Annotated in this window: 12 protein-coding genes; 3 read left to right on the top strand and 9 right to left on the bottom strand. The window is 45.3% G+C overall.

Annotation, left to right across the window (positions count from 1 at the left end):
* Positions 1–24 precede the first annotated feature (24 nt).
* Both L3V32_RS03730 and L3V32_RS03725 read right to left on the bottom strand, forming a co-directional pair.
* Complete coding sequence (locus L3V32_RS03730) at positions 25–2,469, bottom strand: collagenase (RefSeq protein WP_237283825.1); 2,445 nt, start codon at positions 2,467–2,469, stop codon at positions 25–27.
* Positions 2,470–2,819: 350 nt separating this feature from the next.
* Positions 2,820–3,353 (bottom strand): hypothetical protein, encoded by a 534-nt coding sequence (locus L3V32_RS03725; protein WP_012841894.1) that lies wholly within the window; start codon positions 3,351–3,353, stop codon positions 2,820–2,822.
* A 445-nt stretch (positions 3,354–3,798) separates the two neighbouring features.
* Between L3V32_RS03725 and L3V32_RS03720 the strand changes: the two genes are divergently transcribed.
* Positions 3,799–4,233, top strand: a complete 435-nt coding sequence (locus L3V32_RS03720) for a hypothetical protein (RefSeq protein ID WP_237283824.1) — start codon at positions 3,799–3,801, stop codon at positions 4,231–4,233.
* Positions 4,234–4,353: 120 nt separating this feature from the next.
* Here L3V32_RS03720 and L3V32_RS03715 read toward each other — a convergent pair whose 3' ends face one another.
* The 7 genes from L3V32_RS03715 to L3V32_RS03685 all read right to left on the bottom strand — a co-directional run bounded on the left by L3V32_RS03715 (position 4,354) and on the right by L3V32_RS03685 (position 12,163).
* Positions 4,354–5,202, bottom strand: a complete 849-nt coding sequence (locus L3V32_RS03715) for an ABC transporter permease (RefSeq protein ID WP_005393492.1) — start codon at positions 5,200–5,202, stop codon at positions 4,354–4,356.
* Between the two features lie 2 nt (positions 5,203–5,204).
* Entirely contained in the window at positions 5,205–6,485 is a 1,281-nt protein-coding gene (locus L3V32_RS03710; protein ID WP_237283823.1) for an ABC transporter permease, read from the bottom strand.
* Positions 6,482–7,603 (bottom strand): ABC transporter ATP-binding protein, encoded by a 1,122-nt coding sequence (locus L3V32_RS03705; RefSeq protein ID WP_005393496.1) that lies wholly within the window; start codon positions 7,601–7,603, stop codon positions 6,482–6,484. Before L3V32_RS03705 ends, L3V32_RS03710 begins: the two co-directional genes overlap by 4 nt.
* Positions 7,604–7,676: 73 nt before the next feature.
* Positions 7,677–8,591: a dihydrodipicolinate synthase family protein gene (locus tag L3V32_RS03700; RefSeq protein WP_047008681.1), complete on the bottom strand. Its 915-nt coding sequence runs from the start codon at positions 8,589–8,591 to the stop codon at positions 7,677–7,679.
* A gap of 56 nt (positions 8,592–8,647) precedes the next feature.
* Positions 8,648–9,622 carry an ornithine cyclodeaminase family protein gene (locus L3V32_RS03695; RefSeq protein ID WP_237283944.1) on the bottom strand — a complete coding sequence of 325 codons (975 nt, stop codon included), beginning with the start codon at positions 9,620–9,622 and terminating at the stop codon, positions 8,648–8,650.
* An 87-nt stretch (positions 9,623–9,709) separates the two neighbouring features.
* On the bottom strand, positions 9,710–10,783 hold the full coding sequence (locus L3V32_RS03690; RefSeq protein ID WP_104974200.1) for a polyamine ABC transporter substrate-binding protein: 1,074 nt from the start codon (positions 10,781–10,783) through the stop codon (positions 9,710–9,712).
* 123 nt (positions 10,784–10,906) lie between these two features.
* On the bottom strand, positions 10,907–12,163 hold the full coding sequence (locus L3V32_RS03685; protein WP_237283822.1) for an FAD-binding oxidoreductase: 1,257 nt from the start codon (positions 12,161–12,163) through the stop codon (positions 10,907–10,909).
* Between the two features lie 109 nt (positions 12,164–12,272).
* On the opposite strand from L3V32_RS03685, the gene L3V32_RS03680 reads away from it, so the two are divergent.
* Together L3V32_RS03680 and L3V32_RS03675 are read left to right on the top strand one after the other, a co-directional pair.
* Entirely contained in the window at positions 12,273–13,274 is a 1,002-nt protein-coding gene (locus L3V32_RS03680) for a 4-hydroxyproline epimerase (RefSeq protein WP_046874857.1), read from the top strand.
* A gap of 21 nt (positions 13,275–13,295) precedes the next feature.
* Entirely contained in the window at positions 13,296–14,828 is a 1,533-nt protein-coding gene (locus L3V32_RS03675) for an aldehyde dehydrogenase (NADP(+)) (RefSeq protein WP_237283943.1), read from the top strand.
* Positions 14,829–14,967: the final 139 nt, after the last annotated feature.

Here is a 14,967-nt window from a genome sequence, read left to right as displayed (position 1 = left end):
TTTAAATGACGTAGTTAAATTGCCCTACTGACGACACTTCTGAGCATCAAAATCAAAGACGATGGCGGCATTCTCAAAGTCACCAGAGACTTTAACGTAGCCCCAGTAGTTACTCTGATTTGACAACGTAATACACTCTCCATTACCAATATTATCTGACCACCCGTGAAGATTAGTATCATCCGGCCAACCAGAGTTACTGTATTCAAGCTTTAGGTTGCCCGTACCATTCCCCGTCGTTATCGCCAGATTTGAGCTCTCATTCACCGCTGGCACGCTCAGCCAAATGGTTTGTTGATTTGCCAAGCAAACAGGCTCTCCTGCTGTTAGGCGTCCACCGCTTACTTTACTTTGCACCGCGCAGTCTTGTGGCAATGTGTCATTACCGCCCAACGCTGAGATAACAACAGTATGAGTGGCGGTTGCCGTCAAGCCTTCACTGTCTGTCACACTTAGGCTGACCGAATACTCCCCTTCACTCCCATATTGGTGCGTCGGCTTGGTTTGTGTACTTGTCGAGCCATCACCGAAGTCCCATAAGACGCTGACGATCTTCCCGTTTGGGTCTGTACTGTTTTCACTGCTAAATGTAATGCTTTCACCGACTTTCCCCTTGTTGTTTGCGGTTATGACTGCATTAGGTGCACCATTTGAGACAAGGGCTTGCTGCCACTGCTCAAACTCACTTTGATATAAATTCGCCCATTGGGTGATCGTTGCTTTGTAATTGCTCCAATTCCCTTGGCGTGTTTCCACCAGCATTTGGTTTACGTCATCTTTATGATTTTCAAACATAAAACGTACAGCTAAGTACCCCCAACGATAAATTCGATCAACATCAAACCCATCATAAGTAGTCTCGAAAATCTCGCTTAAGGTATACTTCGAGCCGTCTAAAATCGTCTCAAGTGCTGCTTGGTTGTCATTTTCTTGAGCGACATACTCTGCAATGCCTTCACTCCACCACACTATTTTTTCAGTTGGATGACTAAACCCTCCATAGAGATCAAATCGACCATCTAAGTAATGCACGTATTCGTGCTCTAGGTTCCAGACAAAGTGATCCGCGTTCGCATAAGAGGCTTCATAAGCAATAAAGTTGGGAATATTCCCCGGCTGGGAAGGGTCGCCCTCCAAGTACATACCGCCATTGTCAGTACTAATATCGAAAATTGGCCCTGCGTACTTACCATAATCAGTGCTTGAATCGAAGATATTGACTTGGAGCTGAGTGTTGTAGTCATCTTTTACTGGCTGTTCACCAGTTTCTAATGACTGATGAAAGTAACCCTCTTCGTAGCCCATTTTAGAACATGCGGCCGCGTGTTGCTCTTGCGTCATATTCTGAGACAAAATTCGGATTGTCGGGCTACAAGTATAAGTTTGCGATAGCACCAAGCCTTTTAGCGCAGTTTCGAAATTACAAATTCCGAACTCACTACAATCTGCGTAATATGAGGCGGTGTCCGCCGCCGCAAGCCAAACCGCGTCACCCCGACCATACATTTCATACTGTTCAAAGATTCGACTCAGCTGACTCTTCACAACAGAACTCGCGTTACCCGTATACTTGGTCAGACGCCCGAGCTCTCGCCCCGCATTCGCGGCCATAAACTCATCTTCAGCACCGATTGATGACGCCCTTAGAGCAAAATCGCCTAAAGCTTTGGCAAGGTCCGTTTGGTTGCCAATTATTTGCACAAATTGCTCGTTCCACTGCCCACCAAACAAAATAGTGAAAACACCATTAACCGCATTGCGCATATACCAGTGCTGGGCGTATTGATCATTCCAACGAGTAAGCCACTGGGTCACTTGTGGTAAGTACACGTGCTGCAAGCCCGCACTATCCATAGTGATGATGACCTCACTAAGCACTTTGCCGTGACGGTCGCTGTTCTCGTAGAAGTTTGCGTTGTTAACAAACGCATCCACTGATTCTTTCACCGCTGGGGTGACCCATTCAATAAATGAGATGTTGTCATTGTAAAACTCGGCGTAATAACCCGCGCGTAAGTATAAGAACAACGTTTCTAGTTCATCGCTCCCGCCACCTGTATACCCCTTCGCCAATGTCGTAGTGTGCTTAGCGATGTTGTACATATGATCGGAGCTAAATACCGACTCTTGAATCCGACTTTCAGCAGAGAATAACTGGTTCACACACGTCGCGCCCTGACTTAAAATTTCGCTGATCAATTGGTTACTACTTTCGGTAATCAATGCCTCCAAATCACAAGCAGTGCTCGACTCATCAAGGCTTTCAAGTGACTGTACTCGAGTTGCCTTAGAGGGCTGAATTGGGAGAGTTGCGGTTGGTTGGTATTCAACTCGATTGGATTCAACACCGTGTGTATGAGCCGAATGTGCATGTTGCTCTGTAACTTGAGAAACTGGCTCGCTTAACGCAAATACGCCAGTGCTGGTTAATGTTGTCGCAATCGCGACACTCAAAATCTTCAGTTCCATCTAATTTCTTCTATATTGAGTTTTCCTTTGATGCATTACGTCTTTTGCATCGCCACTGCCCTTATTACTGCAAGAGCATCTCCATATAATCTACTCGCAAGACAAGAAGAAACATTTTGTTAACAACTGGGTGTGGCGGTATCAGTTTTTGGTACCAGAAGGAACACGGAGTGAGCTTTAAAAATTCGTATTTGTTAAAAAATAGAGATGAGCTAGAGAAGAAACGTGTAGTTAAACGGGTATACCCAGCACGTTAAATGGCTAGGTATACTCCAAAGCGGGTCGGTAAAAATTCGCGAATCAAAGCCCCTAAAGAAGGAATCGGACAATGGGCTAATACTCTGTAGGTTCTAGGCTGCTTTGTGGTCGAAGAGTGCGGTAATTTGTTCTTTTAACGCGTGCAAAAATTCGGTATTTGGTGTGTTTTCAAGGTACATTTCATACTCTTTAGAATTATAAAAGTACTCATGCGCTGATGCGTTAAGGATCTTACTAAAAGACAGTGTTTCCAATTCATCTTCAAGAGCACGGCAACTCAATTCACCATACCCTGAGTCGCTATCTTTAGCGAATTGGGTTTCAATGTTGCTGATATATAAAACACAATCCTTGATAAAGAGCTCAACGTTACTTATGCGCTGTTCGATATCTTTAAGCTGACCGCTGTTCCACTTAGACTTTTCTTGCTCGAGCTTATCAATAAGTCCACTTTCACGTAGTCTGGTATTGTTATCTTTAATTCTTAGTAACTCATCGAGCACTTTATTAAACTCAGACTCAGCCCTAAGTCTTAAGATTTCCAACTCCTTGGAGAACAGCTTTGCTTTTAACTCACTTGCTTGATACAAGCCAGATATAGCAGCATTTCTTTTAACTCCAAACATAAAAATCCACCCAAAAGATACTTACTAAAAAGTAGCACACAAAAAGCAAGATAGAAGACGCGAGGTTTTCGTCAGCACGCTACACATTACTACCTAATCTCGATTGTAACGTAATAAACAGAATTTTCATCACTTAGAACCACCAACTATTTGAATGAAAATCACACAGTTACTTTGATAAAAGTATTTATTTTAGAAAAGGCAATCCCAAGTATGTAACGGTATAAAATTGACACTATAAAAACAAAAACGCTCACACTCTACTACCAAAGTCAAATATCAATGTCAGAGATTGGACAAAACACTCACTATTTACAGTAATGAAAAGCCACTATTTCATTGAGAACCAAAATTTCAACATACTACATCGGACTATGCTGATCATAGACGGGGTTACTGATGAAACGTTAGAATGCCACTACTCTGGTAACCTAGCATAATATTTATGACCGACGCTGATATCGAGCTACAACACCTTTGGTTAGAAGTCCAAGCCGAACGCTGGCAAAACCTGCCACGCTTTTTATTCAGTTACTACTGCTACAAGCACAACCTTGTCAGTAAAACCAACAAAGTTTGCTGGGAGACGGCACGTGCAAGACTGCCCGCTTCAACATCAATAAAAGAGCGAAAAAACGCGGTGGTTGAACCGTTAGTCCCTGAGGAAGCCGTCGTTGGATTATTGAAAACCGTCAGCAAAGATGGGGAAATGACGTTTGACGTGATGGGAACCACACTTGATGCGTTTTTACACTATGTTGTGATTAGCAAGGAAGAAAAAGCCCGACTTAAACCAAACATGCCAGCTAGTTGGTATCAGCAATCGAACAAGTCGCCTTTGGCACGTTTCGAGCAGGCTGGCATTAAGCTACAAGAGTGACATGTCAGTCATCGCTGACGATAAACACAAAAGACAAGCGCCTACAATGAGGCGCATTTGGTCAAAAATTGAGGAGCCCCTAAACAAAAGTGCATAGCGAGCAACAAAGAAAAAGTTTGGTTATTCTTGAATGCCTCGAATGCGTACATTACGCCTACGTAGAACTTCTAAAGTCACGAGCAAACACACCGACATAAAAATCAGCAACGTAGCGACCGCCAATATGGTCGGACTAATTTGCTCTCGAATTCCTGACCACATCTGCCTCGGAACGGTTTTTTGTTCTGCCCCAGTCAGGAATAACGCCACCACAACCTCGTCGAACGATGTGCCAAAAGCAAACAAGCCGCCAGAAATCATCCCCGGACGAATCAGCGGAAAGGTAATGTGTCTGAAAGTATAAACAGGGTTTGCTCCTAAGCTAGCCGCCGCTTTTACCAGGCTATGATCAAAGCCGCTTAAGGTCGCAGTAACTGTAATGACAACAAAAGGCGTACCTAACGCGGCGTGTGCCAAAATGACGCCTAGATAAGTTTGTGATAAGCCAAGGCGTGTGTAGAAAAAGTACATCGCAGCAGCAGAGATAATGACTGGTACGATCATAGGTGAGATCAACAGCGCCATAATCGTATTGCGAAAAGGCAAATTACTACTGGCTAAACCCAACGCCGCCAGAGTTCCTAGCCCTGTTGCAACGAGTGTCGCCATAAAAGCAATGAACGTGCTGTTTTTCAGCGCCAACAGCCACTGATCACTAGTAAACATTTCTTGATACCAGCGAGTAGAATACGCTGCCGAATCAAGGTTTAGCATCCCCTCGGTAAAAGTAAAGTAAGGCGTTGCATTAAACGATAACGGGATGATGGTCAGAATTGGAGCGATTAAAAAGAACAGCACCAACCCACAAAAAACTAAGTAACCTGCGTAAGCGACTCGCTCTACTTTTGATGCATAGTTTGGTAATGCCATGGTTATCCCCCTACCTTAAGGTTGTTAATGCCAACCACACGGTTGAACATATAAAACAGAACCAGTACAACGAACAAAAGCAGTCCACCCAATGCGCCAGCCATCCCCCAGTTCAGTGATGTCTGCATATGATAGGCAATCATATTGGATATCATCTGTCCGCTTCTTCCACCAACCAAAGCGGGCGTAATGTAGAAACCAATAGAAAGAATGAAAGTGAGCAAGGCCCCCGCACCTATCCCTGGTAACGTAAGCGGCATATAAACTTTCATGAACGCAATGAAAGGCGTCGCGCCTAGAGAACGAGCTGCACGGAAATAAGTTGGGCTAATTCCTTTCATTACGCTATACAGAGGCAGGATCATAAACGGCAACAGAATGTGAACCATAGACACCACCGTTCCGAAGGTATTGTGAATCATCTGAATTCGCTCGGAAGTAAAACCCGACCAAATAAGGAGATCATTAATGACCCCTTGGTTTTGCAGCAGAACAATCCAAGACGTGGTTCTGACTAACAATGATGTCCAAAATGGCAGCAGCACAATAATTAAAAGTAAGTTCGCGCGCTTATCAGGTAAATTGGCAAGCAGGTAAGCAACGGGGTACGCCATCACCAAACAAATTAAGGTGATTGAAATAGACATCCAAAAAGTTTTAAAGAAAAGGTCGACGTATATTTGGCGTTTTTCTGGTTGGGGCTCAATGTCTCCAAACTCATTCACTTGCAAGTCTAGCGCTGCAAGATAATGACTGAATGTTAATGCGCCACTAAGATTCTTAAACGCCGCCCAATATTTAGGATTAGCCCAACGCTTATCCAGCTTAGCTAGCTGTGTCACCGAGCTCGGCAGCGACGCCAAACGAGACAACTTTCTACCTGTTTTCATCAATAAGCTGCGCATACCAGACACTTCAATATTCATTCGGCTGGCTATTTTCGGTAGCTCTTTGCTTTGATAAAGCGCAAGTACTTCAACAGAGAATGCCTCAATGACTTCTTGATGAGGCTGACCTTGATAATCCCAACTTTCTAAGGCTTGAATAGTTTGTGGTAGTGACTGGGATATTTCTCGGTTATCCACGCTTCGATAAAGCATGTCGAGGATAGGAAAAGCAAACGTAAGCAGAATAAAACACACCAATGGCGTTGTGAGCATAATGGAGCGAAGCTTTTTTCGGCGCTCTGCCTTTTGCAACTGCGCTTTCAGATTGGTTTCTTGTTGATGAACTTGACGTTCGATTTCCAATACAGAATCTAATGCGGTTAGCTCTCGACTCATGCTGCTACCTCGCTACTTTGAGTTTGTGTCCCATCAAGAGCATGGCAATCCTCACTTTGCCAACCAATACGACAAATTGAGCCAGGCGTTAACTGCAAGTGTTTACGATTATCGTTAGGTACTTTAACGATGAAGTGACCAACGCTCTCTACTTCGACGACCAGACGATAATGATCACCGTGATAAATCAATTCTCGTAGAACGCCCGAGACTTGGTTCTCACAAGACGCTTTCTCTGGTTGAATAACAATCTTTTCTGGCCGAATGGAAAGTGTTGTTCTCTGTCCTTGCTCAGATACTCTGACAGGTTTCGCAGTAAATAACTCTTTCCCAACGAGCACTTGGCAATACTTTCCGTTCCACTCTTTGACTAAACCTGAGAGTTGGTTGTTTTCTCCGATAAACTGCGCCACAAACGTATTACTCGGAGATTCATAAAGCTCGGTTGGTGTCGCGAGTTGTTGCACTTCGCCGTGATTAAAAACCGCAATACGGTCGGACATAGTGAGAGCTTCGTCTTGATCGTGCGTCACATACAAAATGGTGATGCCAAGCTTTTCATGCAAATGTTTAATTTCCATCTGCATTTGCTCACGCAACTGCTTATCTAATGCGCCGAGCGGTTCATCCATCAACACAAGTTTAGGCTCAAACACTAATGCTCGCGCTAGCGCAACACGTTGTTGTTGACCACCTGATAACTGCTTTGGGTATCGAGTCGCAACATGCTCAAGCTCGACCATTTCTAATACACTCTGAACTTTGCTTTGAATCGTGTCACTGTCGAGTTTTCGCACCTTTAAAGGAAACGCAAGATTCTCAGCAATGGTCATATGTGGAAACAACGCATAGTTTTGAAACACCATACCGATATCGCGCTTGTGCGGCGCGAGATGATTAACAGGAACGCCATCAATATAAATGTCTCCACCGGTCGCAGTTTCAAAGCCTGCTAGCATCATCAAGCAAGTGGTCTTGCCCGATCCTGACGGCCCCAACATAGTAACAAACTCTCCAGGAGCAATATCTAAGTTGAAGTCTTTCACCACCAAATTCGTGCCATCGTAGGTTTTCTTAACGTGTTGAAAGCTGACATAGTCCTTGTTTTCCGTGCTCATGACTTCCCTCTTCTCATTTTTTGAATATTACGAATGAGTAGAGCGTCAGTTAACGCTCTACTAAACAGCACAATTACAGATTGTATTTGGATAGGTCTAAGCGGGTTTCTAACGCATGTTCAACCATTTGAATGACTTGTTGACGCTCTTCACCTTGTAAAAGTTGGCGTGGCGCACGAACTTGTTCAGATCCACGTCCGCAGACTTGCTCGGCCAATTTAATGCACTGAACCAGCGTAGGAATGGTGTCTAAACGCAGTAGCGGTAAGAACCAACGGTAGATTTCTAACGCTTCAGCATAACGACCTTGGCTTGCCAGTTTATAAATCGCGACGGACTCTTCTGGGAATGCGTTGGTTAAACCAGAAATCCAGCCAGTCGCACCTAGCATCAATGATTCAAGAGCGATGTCATCAACACCACTGAACACGGTAAAGCGGTCATCAAATTTATTGTAAAGCTCGGTGATACGACGAGTATCAGTGGTCGACTCTTTGATAGCTACAATGCTTTCAAACTCAGCCAGTTGCGCCATGATATCGAGGTTTACATCGACACCATAAGCAACCGGGTTGTTGTAAATCATGATTGGCATTTCTGGCGTTGCTTCTGCTAGCGTGCGGTAATATTCGAACGTTTCGCTCTCAGACGTGCGGTAAACCATGGCAGGCATCACCATACAACCATCGATACCAATTTTGTACGCATCCTGCATGTAATCAACAGCTGCTGTAGTAATAGACTCTGCTGTACCAGCAATCAAAGGCACACGGCCATTTACGACTTCTTTTGCCGCTTGCAAGACCTGGCGTTTCTCCTCCGGGTACAACGCGCAGTTCTCACCGACGGTACCCAAGCAGATAATGCCATTCACACCATCTTTAATCTGGTTGTCTATAACGGTTTGCGTTGCGTCTAAGTCGATTGACTGATCTTGACGAAATTGCGTACTGACCGCCGGATAAACACCTTTCCAATCAATTTTCATGAACTACTTTCCTTATATGTATATTGTATGCAATTTAAATGAACGAGCGAAAATGCTCAGACATGGCTATCTATGCCATTTTCTAACAACACCGCCTTTACAGCGGCCAAGTCAGCCAAAGCACTGCCAACTGATTTGTATAAAGTAATGACCTCATCGTTTTGACGTCCTGAGATTTGTCGAGCGCAAAGCTGCGGTAATTCCCCTTTGATATCGTCTGACGTGAACACGCCCTCTTGAATTGGAATGAGAAGATCGCCCGCTTCGGCTAATACATTAATGCGGCTATCGACATACACCTGCGCTCGTTGCACTGCTTTAGAGTCGCATTCACGCTTGTCCAAGTCATGATTACCGACCAAATCAATATGGGTGCCCGGCTGCACGTCTGCGCCATTAAACAAAGGCTCTGCTGATGCGGTAATACAGCTGATGATGTCAACGTGTTTGATAACGTGGTCCACATTTTCTACAACTGAAACGCGAAACCGACGCTCATCAGGAAGCGACTGATACTCTGAAGATGACACAATGGCATCTACCGTCGCCTCGGCTTTGTCTGAGTTGCGCCCCCAAATGTAAACCTGCTTAAGTGGGCGAACCGCAGCGTATGCCCACGCAAAATAAGGCGCAAGATTGCCCGTTCCGCAGATCAACAAACGATCAGCATCGGGGCGCGCTAAATAGTCCGCTGCCAGTGCAGAAGCTGCGGCGGTGCGCCAAAACGTTAAAACTTTACCGTCTACGAGTGCAATCGGCTCACCATCATTTCGTCTGAAAACAAGTAGCTTAGATGCAAGCGTATCTTTGCCTTGCTCAGGGTTATGCGGGAAATACGTAAAGGCTTTCACCGCAATCAACTCCTGGTTCCAAGCTGGAAGTAGCGCAAACGCCTCGTATTCTCCCTCTTCTAAGGGTATGACTCGGCGTTGAGGTATTGTCGCTGGCCGCGAGTACATTTCACGCATCGTTTCAATAAGAGACTTCATTGTTAAACATTGCGCGACTTGCTGTGCTTCGATGACTTTCATCATTTCTCCGAAAACATAAATACAGTTGAGGAAAAGTACGGAACCTAGCTTATGGATGAAAACTCGGCCCCATACACAAATTAACACCTAGTTAAGCAGCCAAGTATTAAACTCTTCATTTAGTTCATCCGCGTAGTCTGACCACCATTCATCGTTTATCAGGAAGGCGGTTTGGAAGTTTTGAGGTGCGGTAGGAAGGTTCGCTAAAATGTCTGGGTTCACCTCCGCCGAAGACGATTTACGCGTAGGCCCATAGGCAACGTACTTAGCTTGATCAGCTAATGGTTTTGTTCCTGAAGAAAAAGCGATGAAGTCCAATGCAAGCTTTGTGTTCTCACTCCCTTTAGGTATCGCCCATCCATTCATGTAACCCATTTGACGGTCCCATATAATCCGAAATGGTTGACCTTCATCTTTACGGGCATTGTGAATTCGGCCGTTAAACGCCGAGGCGATCACCACTTCTTTGTCTGCAAGCATTTGAGGTGGCTGGGCACCGGTTGTCCACCACAGCACTTCTGATTTGATCGTATCCAACTTAGCAAAAGCACGCTCACGCCCCGCTTCGGTTTCGAGCAGGCTGTAGACCTCTTCTGGCTTTACACCATCAGCCAATAGTGCCCACTCAAGATTGCCCTGAGGTTGTTTTTGCAATGCACGTCGACCTGGAAAGGTTTTTAGGTCAAAAAGATCGGTCAACTTGCTAGGCAAAACCTTACCTTTAAACGCGTCTTCGTTCACCGCTAATACTGTGGACACAACGATGGTATTGATTGCACACTCGTGAATCGCACCATCAATGAAATCCTCTTGTGCTGGTGTTCCATCTGCGCCCGGAGGCAAAATACTTGGGTTCACTGGTTCTAATAGCCCTTCTGCACAACCACGAACAATGTCCGGCTTGTCGAGAGAAACCAAATCCCAGCGCACGTTGTTCGCTTCCACCTGCGCTTTAATTTCGGCTAATCCGCCGCTGAAATCCTCGGATACGATCTCGACACCTGTTTTTTTAATGAAAGGCTTGTGATATGCCTCCACTTGGCTCTTGGTGAATGCACCACCCCAAGATACGACCGTCAATTTGTCTTCAGCATAAGCAGAGGTCCCCAACAGCATTCCTGAAATCAACAGCGCCAATGGTGCTTTGGTCATTCGTGACATGTTTTACTCCTTTTGGTTGTTTTTCTGGAGGCATCCGAGTACGGCTGTTGGATACCAGTTTTGTTAAAATTAAGTTAACATTAGCATTTAATATATTTTATACAATATTTAATATTAAATTTTTCAGGCAAATCGTTGTAATGAAAAAGGTGAAAGATCAATCGATGTCGGCTTTCCTTCGATAAGCTCTAAAAGGAGATCTGCCGTAATCGCCGCTTGAGTTAATCCAAGGTGTTGGTGGCCAAATGCCAGTAATACATTTCCATCCCAAATGCTATCAATAACCGGTAACGAGTCGACTGTTGAAGGCCGATTACCCATCCACTTTTCTCCTTGCTTGAGTGGATGTAACCCCGATTCAAACATCTCATCACCTAACTGAAAAAGCATTTCTGAACGTTTCATATTGGGCGGTGACTCTACATCGGCATACTCAACAGTGCCTGCCAATCGTAGCCCACCTGACATCGGAGTCATGATGAATTTTCTATCGGCAGAGCTAATAGGAAATGGCAATACATCACGCTTGTCATCCACCATTAGGTGATAACCACGCTCGGCTTGAATAGGCACTTTGACTCCGGTTAGTTGCCGTATCAAAAGCTTAGAATGTACACCAGCGGCAACAATGATTCGGTCAAATGAATGTGTTTGAGACTCAACCAACACATCACCATTTTTCTCCAACGCAGATACACCTTTTTGTAAAATCTTACCGCCAAGAGCTTCAAAAGCTTCACTTAGCTCAACACAGATCTGATAAGGGTCTAGCGTATGTCCTGTATCGGGAAAAAAGACTCCGACACGAACCTTATGGCTGAGATCAGGTATCCGCTTTCGAATCGCCTCTTGCGTCCAAACTTGATACGCCACACCGTTTTTAGCCAGTGAGTTAAGCGTACTTTGGTAGTCTTTAAACAGTTTCTCGTTTTCAAAAGTGAGCAATGAACCATTCATTTTTATTAGATGCGCTTTTCCGATTGAATCAAGCACGCCACGCCAACTTGCCACTGACCGCTCGTTAAGAGTTTTAATCGCGTTTTTTGCCTGCTCCGCGGCTGATGGCTTTGTTTGTAATAGAAAACGAATCATCCACCCGATTGTGTTTGGAATATCTTGCCAACGGATCGAAACCGGACTTTTGGGATCTAGCAGCATTTTAGGTAATTGTGGAAACAGCGCTGGCGTTGCAAGAGGGAAGATTTGCTCAGTCGCGATATGACCTGCATTTCCCTTAGAGCATCCATTCCCCACGCCATTGGGATCAAAAATCGTGACTTGATAACCTTGCTGCTGCAACTTCAATCCAATTGATAAGCCGATAATCCCCGCACCTATCACGGCGATCCTTTCCTTTTTGGTTTCATCCTTGACCAACATAAATATGCTCCGAGTCACACTTGAAAACGTGGATTGTATACAATATATTTTACATTACGTTAACATCACTATTGTTTAATTCAACCATTTTTTCAGCAAGGAGCGAAAAATGAGACAAGGAACTTTTTTCTGTATTGATGCCCACACCTGCGGCAACCCAGTTAGGCTGGTCGCAGGCGGTGTGCCTCCACTCGAAGGCAATACCATGAGCGAAAAGCGCCAATACTTTCTTGAGCATTATGATTGGATTCGCGAGGCACTCATGTTTGAGCCTCGCGGACACTCAATGATGTCGGGGTCCGTTGTCTTGCCTCCTTGCAGCGATAACGCAGACGCTTCTATTCTGTTTATTGAAACCAGTGGCTGCTTACCAATGTGTGGCCACGGCACCATTGGAACCGTCACTACCGCTATCGAGAATCGCCTTATCACTCCCAAAAAAGAAGGCCGTTTGATACTTGATGTCCCAGCAGGACAAATCGAAGTGCACTACCAAACAAAAGGTGACAAGGTCACGTCGGTAAAGATATTTAACGTACCGGCTTACCTTGCCCACCAAGACGTAACCGTGGACATAGAGGGCTTAGGTGAGCTCACTGTCGATGTTGCTTATGGCGGAAACTATTACGTAATCGTCGACCCTCAAGAAAACTACGCCGGACTTGAACACTACTCTCCAGATGAAATTTTGATGCTTTCTCCAAAAGTTCGCGAAGCGGTATCTCGAGCGGTTGAGTGCGTACATCCAGAAGATCCAACAGTATGCGGTGTTTCTCACGTGCTATGGACCGGAGAGCCCACTCAAGAAAACGCCACCGCTCGAAATGCTGTGTTTTACGGCGACAAAGCGTTGGATCGCTCGCCATGTGGTACGGGCACTAGTGCACGCATGGCGCAATGGCATGCAAGAGGCAAACTCAATCAAGGAGAAGACTTTGTTCACGAAAGTATCATCGGCAGCCTATTTCAAGGACGTATAGAAGGCATTACCGAAGTGAATGGCAAAGCAGCTATTTTGCCAAGTATTGAAGGATGGGCACAAGTATACGGTCACAACACGATATGGGTAGACGATGAAGACCCATATGCGTACGGATTTGAAGTGAAGTAATAAGGATAGTAAGGAAGAATGATGAACCCACAAGAACCAACCACTTTTTACGCAGTCAACACCTTTACTGGTGAGCCTCTACCCACAGCGTTTCCGGTACATGGAGAGCAAGAAGTTAATCAAGCCGCCTCAGCCGCCCAAAACGTTGCGCGTGAGTTTCGCCAACTAAGCAATGCAAAGCGAGCGAGCTTACTTTGCTCTATCGCCTCTGAATTGGAAGTGAAGAGTGAAGAAATCGTTGCTCGTGCTCATTTAGAAACTGCCCTTCCCGAAGCACGTTTAAGCGGTGAAATAGGACGTACCGCCAACCAATTACGACTATTTGCCGAGGTTGTGAGCTCGGGTAATCACCATCAAGCAATTTTCGATACGCCAAACCCAGACCGTCAACCACTGCCGAAACCAGATATTCGTCGTCAGCAAATAGCAATTGGCCCTGTCGCCGTGTTTGGTGCGTCTAATTTTCCGCTCGCATTTTCTACTGCAGGTGGTGATACGGCTTCGGCACTGGCTGCTGGCTGCCCTGTGATTGTAAAAGGCCATACCGCCCACCCTGGCACCAGTCAACTTGTTGCTGAGTGTATTGAGGCTGCACTTGAGAAAGAGTGCTTACCGCAAGCCATCTTCACGCTATTGCAAGGTAACAAACGTGCACTTGGCCAAGCACTCGTTACCCATCCAAAAATTAAAGGGGTTGGGTTTACAGGTTCAGTCGGTGGTGGCCGTGCGCTGTTCAATCTAGCCCAGCAAAGACCAGAGCCAATCCCCTTCTATGGCGAACTAGGGGCGATTAATCCAACATTTATTCTCCCTTCAGCCATACGGGCAAACGCATCATTGGCTGAAGAATTTGTGGCTTCTATGACTTTGGGCTGTGGACAATTTTGTACAAAACCAGGCGTTGTATTTGTCTTGAATTGCCCAGAAACGCAAGCCTTTATCGAAACCGCTCAAGGGTTAATTCGACAACAATCAACGGCCACTTTGCTAACGCAAGGAATCCGAGAAACATATGAATCCGAAGTGGATAAGCGAACTTCCGAAACAGGCATTAACGTCACTCGCTCTGAACAAGCAGAAGTGACCAATGTCGCACCAGTACTGTTCGTGACGGACAGTAAAAACTGGCGTAAAAACCCACAATGGGAGGAAGAAATATTTGGTCCTCAATCGTTAATCGTAATCTGTGAAGATTTCGATGACATGTTGAAACTGAGTGATTCACTGACTGGCTCGCTCACCGCAACCCTTCACGCTACCGCTGAAGACGAAGAACAAGCCAAGCAACTGCTTCCAAGTTTGGAAGAAATCGCCGGACGCCTTGTATTCAACGGTTGGCCAACTGGCGTCGAGGTTGGTTACGCTATGGTTCATGGTGGACCATATCCGGCTTCAACCAATTCTGCCTCAACATCTGTCGGGGCAGAGGCTATTCATCGTTGGTTGCGTCCCGTCGCTTATCAAGCTTTACCAGAATCTTTATTGCCGGATTCATTAAAAGCGTCGAACCCACTGGGTATTCAACGCGCCATAGATGGCAGTGTGTCCCAATAAGATCACCAAATGGCTCAAAAAGGCATCAACTGATGCCTTTTATTTCACTCTACTTCTCAAAACCTTCTTTCCTAGTTGGTTTGTGCCAGAAAAACAATAAACTACTAAAGTAAAATGGATTGGATACAATATTAATTTC

The sequence above is a fragment of the Vibrio sp. J2-4 genome, from assembly GCF_021728155.1.
GTDB lineage: Bacteria > Pseudomonadota > Gammaproteobacteria > Enterobacterales > Vibrionaceae > Vibrio > Vibrio diabolicus.
The sequence above is the reverse complement of the archived record's forward strand: the minus strand, read 5'-3'. Positions and strand labels throughout refer to the sequence as shown.

What these genes read in the sequence shown, in the direction of transcription:
- L3V32_RS03730 (WP_237283825.1), bottom strand. Translation starts at nt 2,469, where the DNA reads ATGGAACTGAAGATTTTGAGTGTCGCGATTGCGACAACATTAACCAGC.
- L3V32_RS03725 (WP_012841894.1), bottom strand. Translation starts at nt 3,353, where the DNA reads ATGTTTGGAGTTAAAAGAAATGCTGCTATATCTGGCTTGTATCAAGCA.
- L3V32_RS03720 (WP_237283824.1), top strand. Translation starts at nt 3,799, where the DNA reads ATGACCGACGCTGATATCGAGCTACAACACCTTTGGTTAGAAGTCCAA.
- L3V32_RS03715 (WP_005393492.1), bottom strand. Translation starts at nt 5,202, where the DNA reads ATGGCATTACCAAACTATGCATCAAAAGTAGAGCGAGTCGCTTACGCA.
- L3V32_RS03710 (WP_237283823.1), bottom strand. Translation starts at nt 6,485, where the DNA reads ATGAGTCGAGAGCTAACCGCATTAGATTCTGTATTGGAAATCGAACGT.
- L3V32_RS03705 (WP_005393496.1), bottom strand. Translation starts at nt 7,603, where the DNA reads ATGAGCACGGAAAACAAGGACTATGTCAGCTTTCAACACGTTAAGAAA.
- L3V32_RS03700 (WP_047008681.1), bottom strand. Translation starts at nt 8,591, where the DNA reads ATGAAAATTGATTGGAAAGGTGTTTATCCGGCGGTCAGTACGCAATTT.
- L3V32_RS03695 (WP_237283944.1), bottom strand. Translation starts at nt 9,622, where the DNA reads ATGAAAGTCATCGAAGCACAGCAAGTCGCGCAATGTTTAACAATGAAG.
- L3V32_RS03690 (WP_104974200.1), bottom strand. Translation starts at nt 10,783, where the DNA reads ATGTCACGAATGACCAAAGCACCATTGGCGCTGTTGATTTCAGGAATG.
- L3V32_RS03685 (WP_237283822.1), bottom strand. Translation starts at nt 12,163, where the DNA reads ATGTTGGTCAAGGATGAAACCAAAAAGGAAAGGATCGCCGTGATAGGT.
- L3V32_RS03680 (WP_046874857.1), top strand. Translation starts at nt 12,273, where the DNA reads ATGAGACAAGGAACTTTTTTCTGTATTGATGCCCACACCTGCGGCAAC.
- L3V32_RS03675 (WP_237283943.1), top strand. Translation starts at nt 13,296, where the DNA reads ATGAACCCACAAGAACCAACCACTTTTTACGCAGTCAACACCTTTACT.